This is a genomic window from uncultured Streptococcus sp. (genome assembly GCF_963521865.1).
Lineage (GTDB): Bacteria > Bacillota > Bacilli > Lactobacillales > Streptococcaceae > Streptococcus.
The window spans coordinates 1-9,655 of record NZ_CAUQWY010000047.1 but is presented as its reverse complement, the minus strand read 5'-3'; the positions used below and the strand labels follow the sequence as shown (position 1 = coordinate 9,655).

7 protein-coding genes are annotated in these 9,655 nt (G+C 40.6%); 3 read left to right on the top strand and 4 right to left on the bottom strand.

The window, feature by feature from the left end:
• Positions 1-110 precede the first annotated feature (110 nt).
• The 3 genes from RWO85_RS09030 to RWO85_RS09020 form a co-directional block, all read right to left on the bottom strand.
• Positions 111-1,367, bottom strand: coding sequence for an ISL3 family transposase (locus RWO85_RS09030; protein ID WP_314415435.1), 1,257 nt, complete (start codon positions 1,365-1,367; stop codon positions 111-113).
• Between the two features lie 325 nt (positions 1,368-1,692).
• Positions 1,693-2,433 (bottom strand): amino acid ABC transporter ATP-binding protein, encoded by a 741-nt coding sequence (locus RWO85_RS09025; protein ID WP_314415434.1) that lies wholly within the window; start codon positions 2,431-2,433, stop codon positions 1,693-1,695.
• Complete coding sequence (locus RWO85_RS09020) at positions 2,433-3,998, bottom strand: ABC transporter substrate-binding protein/permease (protein WP_314415432.1); 1,566 nt, start codon at positions 3,996-3,998, stop codon at positions 2,433-2,435. The genes RWO85_RS09025 and RWO85_RS09020 overlap by 1 nt, the downstream gene beginning before the upstream one ends.
• Before the next feature lie 138 nt (positions 3,999-4,136).
• Here RWO85_RS09020 and RWO85_RS09015 point away from each other — a divergent pair, with 138 nt between their 5' ends.
• Positions 4,137-6,026 carry a DUF2207 domain-containing protein gene (locus RWO85_RS09015; RefSeq protein WP_314415430.1) on the top strand — a complete coding sequence of 630 codons (1,890 nt, stop codon included), beginning with the start codon at positions 4,137-4,139 and terminating at the stop codon, positions 6,024-6,026.
• Between the two features lie 60 nt (positions 6,027-6,086).
• Positions 6,087-6,932 carry an undecaprenyl-diphosphate phosphatase gene (locus tag RWO85_RS09010; RefSeq protein ID WP_000280776.1) on the top strand — a complete coding sequence of 282 codons (846 nt, stop codon included), beginning with the start codon at positions 6,087-6,089 and terminating at the stop codon, positions 6,930-6,932.
• A 148-nt stretch (positions 6,933-7,080) separates the two neighbouring features.
• On the opposite strand, the gene dinB is transcribed toward RWO85_RS09010, so the two are convergent.
• Complete coding sequence (gene dinB, locus RWO85_RS09005) at positions 7,081-8,142, bottom strand: DNA polymerase IV (protein WP_314415429.1); 1,062 nt, start codon at positions 8,140-8,142, stop codon at positions 7,081-7,083.
• A 237-nt stretch (positions 8,143-8,379) separates the two neighbouring features.
• On the opposite strand from dinB, the gene RWO85_RS09000 reads away from it, so the two are divergent.
• Positions 8,380-9,655: pyruvate formate lyase family protein (locus RWO85_RS09000; RefSeq protein WP_314415436.1), on the top strand; the 1,276-nt coding region annotated here is incomplete at its 3' end.

Here is a 9,655-nt window from a genome sequence, read left to right as displayed (position 1 = left end):
AAAAAATCATGAAAAATTTGAAGATTAATCTTTGGATAATGGCGGATTCTTGAATTGGGTCTGCCTTTTCATTTTGGGCTCTTTGTCAACTGTAGTGGGTTGATGAAAAGCTAAGATCTAGAAAGGACACATTTCGTCCTTTCTTTTTTGATATTTAGAGCGATGAAAATCCGTTTTTTGAAGTTTTCGAAGTTCCGAAAACCAAAGGCATTTCGTTTGATAAGTTTGATAAGATTATTGGTTGCTTCCAGTTTAGCGTTTGAATAGGGGAATTGAAGGGCGTTGACGATTTTCTCTTTGTCCTTGAGAAAGGTTTTAAAGACAGTCTGAAAAAGAGGATGAACCTGCTTTAGATTGTCCTTAATGAGTCCGAAAAATTTGTCTGCCTCCTTGTTCTGAAAGCGAAAAAGCAAGAGTTGATAGAGATGGTAGTGGTGTTTCAAGTCCTCTGAATAGCTCAAAAGCTTGTCTAAAATCTCTTTATTTGTCAAGTGCATGCGAAAAGTAGGGCGATAAAAACGTTTATCGCTGAGTTTACGACTATCCTGTTGAATGAGCTTCCAGTAGCGCTTGATAGCCTTGTATTCATGGGATTTTCGATGATACTGATTCATGATTTGGACACGCACACGACTCATAGCACGGCTTAGATGTTGTACAATATGAAAGCGATCAAGTACAATTTTTGCACACGGAAAAAGCTGTTTAGCCAAGTCATAGTAAGGGCTAAACATATCCATAGTAATAATTTTCACTCGACATCGGACGACTCTATCATATTTAAGAAAGTGATTTCGAATAATAGCTTGTGTTCTTCCCTCAAGAACAGTGATGATATCGAGATTATCAAAATCTTGTGCAATGAAACTCATCTTTCCTTTTGTAAAGGTATATTCGTCCCAGGACATAATCTTAGGAAGACGAGAAAAATCATGCTTAAAACGAAAGTCATTGAGCTTGCGAATGACAGTTGAAGTTGAAATGGCCAGCTGATGAGCAATATCGGTCATAGAAGTCTTTTCAATTAGCTTCTGGGCAATCTTTTGGTTGATGATACGAGGGATTTGGTGATTCTTCTTGACGAGAGAAGTCTCAGCGACCATCATTTTAGAGCAATGATAGCACTTGAATCGACGTTTTCTAAGGAGGATTCTAGTAGGCATACCAGTTGTTTCGAGGTAAGGAATTTTAGAAGGTTTTTGAAAGTCATATTTCTTCATTTGACTTCCACAATCAGGACAAGAAGGGGCCTCATAATCCAGTCTAGCGATGATTTCTTTGTGGGTATCCCTATTGATGATATCCATAAATTGGATATTTGGGTCTTTGATATCGAGTAGTTTTGTGATAAAATGTAATTGTTCCATATGAATCTTTCTAATGAGTTGTTTGGTCGCTTTTCATTATAGATCTTATGGGACTTTTTTTCTACAACAAAATAGGCTCCATAATATCCATAGGGGATTTACCCACTACAAATATTATAGAGCCTCATTTTGATACTCAATGAAAATCAAAGAGCAAACTAGGAAGCTAGCCGCAGGTTGCTCAAAACACTGTTTTGAGGTTGTAGATAAGACTGACGAAGTCAGTCACATATATACGGCAAGGCGAAGCTGACGTGGCTTGAAGAGATTTTCGAAGAGTATGAGGACAGCAAAAAGACTGCACGATTGATGCAGCCTTTTCTTTTTATTTGAGATAACGTTGAAGGAACTCTTTTGTACGGTCTTCTTTAGGATTGGTGAAGAGGTCTTCTGGTTTACCTTCTTCAGCAATCACACCCTTATCCATAAAGATCACACGGTGAGAGACATCACGGGCAAATTCCATTTCATGGGTTACGACAATCATAGTCAAGCCTTCTTGGGCCAGTTCCTGCATGATTTTAAGGACTTCTCCAACCATTTCTGGATCTAGAGCTGATGTTGGTTCATCAAAGAGAATAGCGTCCGGATTCATAGAGAGGGCACGAGCGATGGCCACACGTTGTTTTTGACCACCTGAGAGTTGTTTTGGTTTGGCTTGCCAGTAGCGTTCTCCCATGCCGACCTTTTGCAGGTTTTCTTTGGCAATCTTTTCAGCTTCTGTACGTTCGCGTTTAAGGACAGTTGTCTGAGCGACGATTGTGTTTTCAAGGACGTTGAGATTTTCAAAGAGGTTAAAGGATTGGAAAACCATTCCCAACTTTTCACGGTATTGCGTGAGGTCATAGCCTTTTTCGAGGACGTCTTGTCCATGATAAAGGATTTGTCCATCAGTTGGTGTTTCAAGTAGGTTAATGGAGCGTAGGAAGGTCGATTTCCCGCTTCCAGAGCTTCCGATGATAGAGATTACCTCTCCCTTGTGGACAGTGAGTGAAATGTCTTTTAGCACTTCGTTTTGGCCATAGGATTTTTTGAGGTGTTTAATTTCAAGGATTGCTTGGGTCATTATTTCAAATCCTCCGTTTGCATTTGGTTAGCACCTGTAGTATAGGTATCCATATCCATGCGGCGTTCGATGAAGCGTAGGATACGTGTTACGGTGAAAGTGAGGACAAAGTAAATCACGGCGATGATTGTAAATGTCTGGAAGTATTGATAAGTTTGTGTTGCCACGGTATTTCCTGAGAAATAAAGTTCGACAACAGAGATAACGTTCAATACAGATGTATCTTTGATATTGATGACAAATTCATTACCAGTTGCGGGTAGGATGTTACGGACTACCTGAGGTAGGACAATCTTACGCATGGTTTGGTTATGAGTCATACCAAGAGCAGTCGCGGCTTCAAATTGTCCCTTGTCAACTGCTAGGATACCACCACGGACGATTTCAGTCATGTAGGCACCAGTGTTGATTGAAACGATGAAGATAGCAGCCAGTGTGCGGTCAAGGTTGATACCGAAAGCTTGGGCAGTTCCATAGTAGATAACCATCGATTGAACGATCATTGGTGTACCACGGAAAATTTCAATGTAGACATTGAGGATCCAGCCGACTAGTTTTTGTAAGCCATAAATGGCTTTATTCTCAGATAGAGGAGCAGTACGAAAGACACCAATGGCAAGTCCAATAATGAGACCTGTGATGGTTCCGATGATAGAGATTAAAAGAGTGATACCAGCACCACGCAAGAGTTGTTGCCAGTTTTCAGAAAGAATTTTAGCGACTTGGCTAAAGAAACTACTGCTAGTCTCTTCAGTTGTTGTAGCTTCGGCAGGTTGTTCCTTGATCATACGATCCATCAAGGCAACTTGGTCGTCTTTTGAAATGGTTTCAATGCTGGCATTGATTTGGCTAATACGATTGTCATTTTTACGAAGCCCGATGGCAATAGCTGTATCTTCTTCCCCAGTTTTGAAACCTGGTTCTACTTGGACCATCTTGAACTTAGAGTTCGCAGCTTCGGCAGTCAGAGCTTCTGGGCGTTCAGAAACATAGGCATCGATGACACCAGCCTCAAGAGCTTGGCGCATTTGAGCGAAGTCCCCCATGGCTGTTTCTTTTTTAGCACCTGGGATTTGTGCAATCAAATCGTAAAGGTAAACACCTTGTTGAGAAGTGATTTTTGCACCGTTAAAGTCATTCAAAGATTTGACATTTGCGTAGGCAGAATCTTTTTTGACTAGTAGAACGGGTTCGCTAGTGTAGTAACTGCTTGAAAAGGCAATTTCTTGTTTACGCTCGGCAGTAGGACTCATACCTGCGATAATCATGTCAATCTTACCAGAAGTAAGGGCAGGGACTAGACCTTCCCACTTGGTTTTAACAACCAAAGGTTCTTTACCTAAGTCCTTAGCGATTTTCTTGGCGATTTGAACATCGTATCCATTGGCGTACTGGTTGGTTCCATCGATTTTGACAGCTCCATTGCTATCATCATCCTGGGTCCAGTTAAAGGGAGCATATGCTGCTTCCATCCCGATGCGTAAATATTCATCAGCTTGAGCAACATTGACAAGTCCCAGCATCAGCAAGAGACTTGTGAAAATAGATAAGTATATTTTTCTCATGATTTCTCCTATTTCTAATCTATTAAAAAATAACTGTCTCCTATTTTATCGAAAAAAACTCTATTTTTCAATATAGGTAAGCCCTTACTTATGAAAAAATGATATAATGATAGCAAAGATAAAAAGGGGGCTTAGTTGATGAAAAAAACTTTTTTCTTATTGGTCTTAGGCTTATTTTGCCTTCTGCCATTCTCTGTTTTTGCCATTGATTTCAAGATAAACTCTTATCAAGGGGATTTGTATATTCATGCAGACAATACAGCAGAATTTAGACAGAAGATAGTTTACCAGTTTGAGGAGGACTTTAAGGGCCAAATCGTGGGACTTGGACGTGCTGGCAAGATGCCTAGCGGATTTGACATTGATTCCCATCCAAAGGTTCAGGCCGCGAAAAATGGTGCTGAACTGACAGATGTTACTAGCGAAGTGACAGAAGAAGCAAATGGTTATACTGTGAAAGTCTACAATTCAGGTCAGGGGGGCGACATAGTTGAAGTTGACCTCACATGGAATTTAAAAAATTTGCTTTTTCTATATGATGACATCGCTGAATTAAATTGGCAACCTTTAACAGATAGTTCAGGGGCTATTGGAAAGTTTGAATTTCATGTAAGGGGAGAGAAGGGGGCTGAAAAACTCTTTTTCCATACAGGGAAACTCTTTAGAGAGGGAACGATTGAAAAGAGTAGCCTTGATTATACTATTCGTTTAGACAATCTTCCGGCTAAGCGTGGAGTTGAATTGCATGCCTATTGGCCTCGGACCGATTTTGCTAGCGCTAGGGATCAGGGCTTGAAAGGGAATCGTTTAGAAGAGTTTAATAAGATAGAAGACTCGATTGTTAAAGAAAAAGAGCAAAGTAAACAACTTGTTACTTGGGTCTTCCCTTCCATACTTTCCATCTCCTTGTTATTGAGTATCTGCTTCTATTTTATTTATAGAAGAAAGACCACTCCTTCAGTCAAATATGCCAAAAATCATCGTCTCTATGAACCACCAATGGAATTAGAGCCTATGGTTTTATCAGAAGCGGTTTACTCGACTTCCTTGGAGGAAGTGAGTCCTCTAACAAAAGGAGCAGGAAAATTCACCTTTGACCAACTTATTCAAGCTACTTTGTTAGATGTGATAGACCGTGGGAATGTTTCTATTATTTCAGAAGGAGACGCAGTTGGTTTGAGGCTAGTAAAAGAAGATGGTTTGTCAAGCTTTGAGAAAGACTGTCTAAATCTAGCTTTTTCAGGTAAAAAAGAAGAAACTCTTTCCAATTTGTTTGCGGATTACAAGGTATCTGACAGCCTTTATCGCGGAGCTAAAGCTGCTGATGAAAAGCGGATTCAATCAAGGGGGCGTCAGCTCAAATCTTCTTTCGAAGAAGTGTTGAAAGAGATGCAAGAAGGGGTGAGAAAACGAGTTTCCTTCTGGGGGCTTCCAGATTACTATCGACCTTTAACTGGTGGGGAAAAGACCTTGCAAGTAGGTATGGGGGTCTTGACTATCTTGCCCCTATTTATCGGATTTGGTTTGTTCTTGTACAGTTTGGATGTTTATGGCTATCTTTACCTCCTCTTGCCAATACTTGGTTTTCTAGGTTTAGTTTTGGCTGTTTTCTATTATTGGAAGCTTCGATTAGATAATCGTGATGGTGTCCTAAATGAAGCAGGAGCAGAAGTCTACTATCTCTGGACCAGTTTTGAAAATATGTTGCGTGAGATTGCACGATTGGATCAGGCTGAATTGGAAAGTATTGTGGTCTGGAATCGCCTCTTGGTCTATGCGACCCTATTTGGCTATGCGGACAAGGTCAGTCATTTGATGAAAGTTCATCAGATTCAAGTGGAAAATCCAGATATCAATCTTTATGTAGCTTATGGCTGGCATAGTATGTTTTATCATTCAAGCGCGCAAATGAGCCATTATGCTAGTGTCGCAAATACAGCAAGTACCTACTCCGTATCTTCTGGAAGTGGAAGTTCTGGCGGTGGTTTCTCTGGAGGCGGAGGTGGTGGAAGTATCGGTGCCTTTTAAAGAGAGCTATCACTGGCTGAAAAAATATGCTATAATGGAAGATAGAAAAAGGAGTAATCTATGTATCTTATTGAAATTTTAAAATCTATCTTCTTCGGGATTGTTGAAGGAATTACGGAATGGTTGCCGATTTCCAGTACAGGTCACTTGATTTTAGCAGAGGAGTTTATCCAATACCAAAATCAGAATGAAGCCTTTATGTCTATGTTTAATGTTGTAATTCAACTTGGTGCGATTTTGGCGGTTATGGTCATTTACTTTAACAAGCTCAATCCTTTCAAACCGACTAAGGATAAGCAGGAAGTTCGTAAGACTTGGAGATTGTGGTTGAAGGTCTTGGTTGCCACTTTGCCTTTACTTGCCGTCTTTAAATTTGATGATTGGTTTGATACCCACTTCCATAATATGGTTTCTGTTGCTCTCATGTTGATTATCTATGGAATTGCCTTTATCTATTTGGAAAAGCGTAATAAAGCGCGTGCTATCGAGCCAAGTGTAACAGAGTTGGACAAGCTTCCTTATACGACCGCTTTCTATATCGGACTCTTCCAAGTTCTTGCCCTTTTACCAGGGACAAGCCGTTCTGGGGCAACGATCGTCGGTGGTTTGTTAAATGGAACCAGTCGTTCTGTTGTGACAGAATTTACCTTCTATCTTGGAATTCCTGTTATGTTTGGAGCTAGTGCATTAAAGATTTTCAAATTTGTGAAAGCAGGACAGCTCTTGAGCTTTGGGCAATTGTTCTTGCTCTTGGTTGCGATGGGAGTCGCTTTTGCAGTCAGCATGGTCGCTATTCGCTTCTTGACCAGCTATGTGAAAAAACACGACTTTACCCTTTTCGGTAAATACCGCATTGTGCTTGGTGGTGTTTTGCTACTTTACAGTTTTGTCCGTTTATTTGTATAAGAAAAACCTTGAAGGGTCCAGGCTCTTCAAGGTTTTATACTCAATGAAAATCAAAGAGCAAACTAGGAAGCTAGCCGCAGGTTGCTCAAAACACTGTTTTGAGGTTGCAGATAGAGCTGACGTGGTTTGAAGAGATTTTCGAAGAGTATTAAAATCCAGTCACGGTAATCCCCAACAGGCGGACACCTCTTTCTTTCTCGCTTAATTCTTCATAGAGTTGCAGGGCTATTTGGCTTATCTGGCTAGCATCCTGTGTTTTTTGAGAAAGACTTTTTCGTTTAGTGAGAGTTGAAAAGTCCTCGTAGCGGATTTTCAGAATGACAATTTTTCCAGCTTTTTCTTGCTGATTGAGATTGAGAGCGACTCTTTCTGATAGGAGAGTCAGCTCTTTTTTGATGTCTTCTTCAGCACGGAGAATCTTCCCATAGGTTTTCTCCTTCCCGATTGATTTACGGATGCGATTGGATTTGACTGGGGAATTGTGGATGCCACGAGCCTTTCGATAAAGGTCATAACCCAGTCTACCAAAACGATCTATCAGAGTCACTTCAGGAACTTCAAGTAGGTCAGCGCCGGTAAAAACACCCATGTGATGAAGACGTTCTACCGTCTTCTTTCCTACTCCATGAAACTTGGAAATATCCATTTGTTTGAGAAAATCCTCAGCCTGATTAGGTAGAATCACTGTCAAACCATGTGGCTTTTGATAATCACTGGCCATTTTAGCTAAGAATTTGTTGTAAGAAACACCTGCGGAAGCAGTTAAATGGAGTTCTTGCCAGATATCCTCTTGAATGAGCCGAGCGATTTTGACTGCTGACTTGATACCGAGTTTATTTTCTGTCACGTCTAAATAAGCTTCGTCAATGCTCATAGGTTCTATCAAATCTGTATAGCGCTTAAAGATAGCTCGAATCTGGAGTCCCACAGTCTTGTATTTCTCATAATTTCCTGAGATAAAGACGGCCTGGGGACAACGTTCATAAGCTTCCTTGGAACTCATGGCAGAATGGACACCAAAAGCTCGTGCTTCATAGCTACAGGTAGCAACGACTCCCCGCCCACCTGTTTGCCGAGGATCGCTTCCGATAATGACAGGTTTTCCTTTGAGTTTAGGATTATCTCTGATTTCCACCGCAGCAAAAAAGGCATCCATGTCAATATGGATGATTTTTCTTGACAAATCGTTTAATAAGGGAAAAATCAACATGCCTAGCACCTTTTTACTGCTTATTTTCTTTTATTATACCCTTTTTTCTGAAAAAAAGAAAAAAGGACTTTATTTTTTCAAAAATATAATACAGTTTGGCATAGAGAACAGTCTGTGTTAGAAAAGAAAGTGTAAAAATAAGGAACTTTCGCTTGTTGAAATCGGTTACTGTATGGTATACTAGTTTCATAAATGTAACAGATGACTGTTACTAGAAAGAAAACAGAGGACATTAACATGGTTGTTAAAACAGTTGTTGAAGCACAAGATATTTTTGACAAAGCTTGGGAAGGCTTCAAAGGCGTAGATTGGAAAGAAAAAGCAAGTGTATCACGCTTCGTACAAGCTAACTACACACCTTACGATGGAGACGAAAGCTTCCTTGCAGGACCAACAGAACGTTCACTTCACATCAAAAAAATTGTAGAAGAAACTAAGGCTCACTACGAAGAAACTCGTTTCCCAATGGACACTCGTCCAACATCTATCGCTGATATCCCAGCTGGATTTATCGATAAAGAAAACGAAGTTATCTTCGGTATCCAAAACGATGAACTCTTCAAATTGAACTTCATGCCAAAAGGTGGTATCCGTATGGCTGAAACTACTTTGAAAGAAAATGGATACGAACCAGACCCAGCTGTTCACGAAATCTTCACTAAATACGTAACAACAGTTAACGACGGTATCTTCCGTGCTTACACTTCAAACATCCGTCGCGCTCGTCACGCACACACTGTAACTGGTCTTCCAGATGCATACTCACGCGGACGTATCATCGGTGTTTACGCACGTCTTGCTCTTTACGGTGCAGACTACTTGATGCAAGAAAAAGTAAACGATTGGAACGCAATCGAAGAAATCGATGAAGAAACAATCCGTCTTCGTGAAGAAATCAACCTTCAATATCAAGCATTGCAACAAGTTGTTCGCTTGGGTGACCTTTACGGAGTTGATGTTCGCAAACCAGCGATGAACACTAAAGAAGCAATCCAATGGGTTAACATCGCCTTCATGGCTGTCTGCCGTGTTATCAACGGTGCTGCTACATCTCTAGGACGTGTGCCAATCGTATTGGATATCTTTGCAGAACGTGACCTTGCTCGTGGTACATTTACTGAATCAGAAATTCAAGAATTCGTTGATGATTTCGTTATGAAACTTCGTACAGTTAAATTTGCTCGTACAAAAGCTTACGACCAATTGTACTCAGGTGACCCAACTTTCATCACAACTTCTATGGCTGGTATGGGTAACGACGGTCGTCACCGTGTTACTAAGATGGACTACCGTTTCTTGAACACTCTTGACAACATCGGTAACTCACCAGAACCAAACTTGACAGTTCTTTGGACTGACAAATTGCCATACAACTTCCGTCGCTACTGTATGCATATGAGCCACAAACACTCTTCTATCCAATACGAAGGTGTAACAACAATGGCTAAAGACGGATATGGTGAAATGAGCTGTATCTCATGCTGTGTATCTCCACTTGACCCAGAAAATGAAG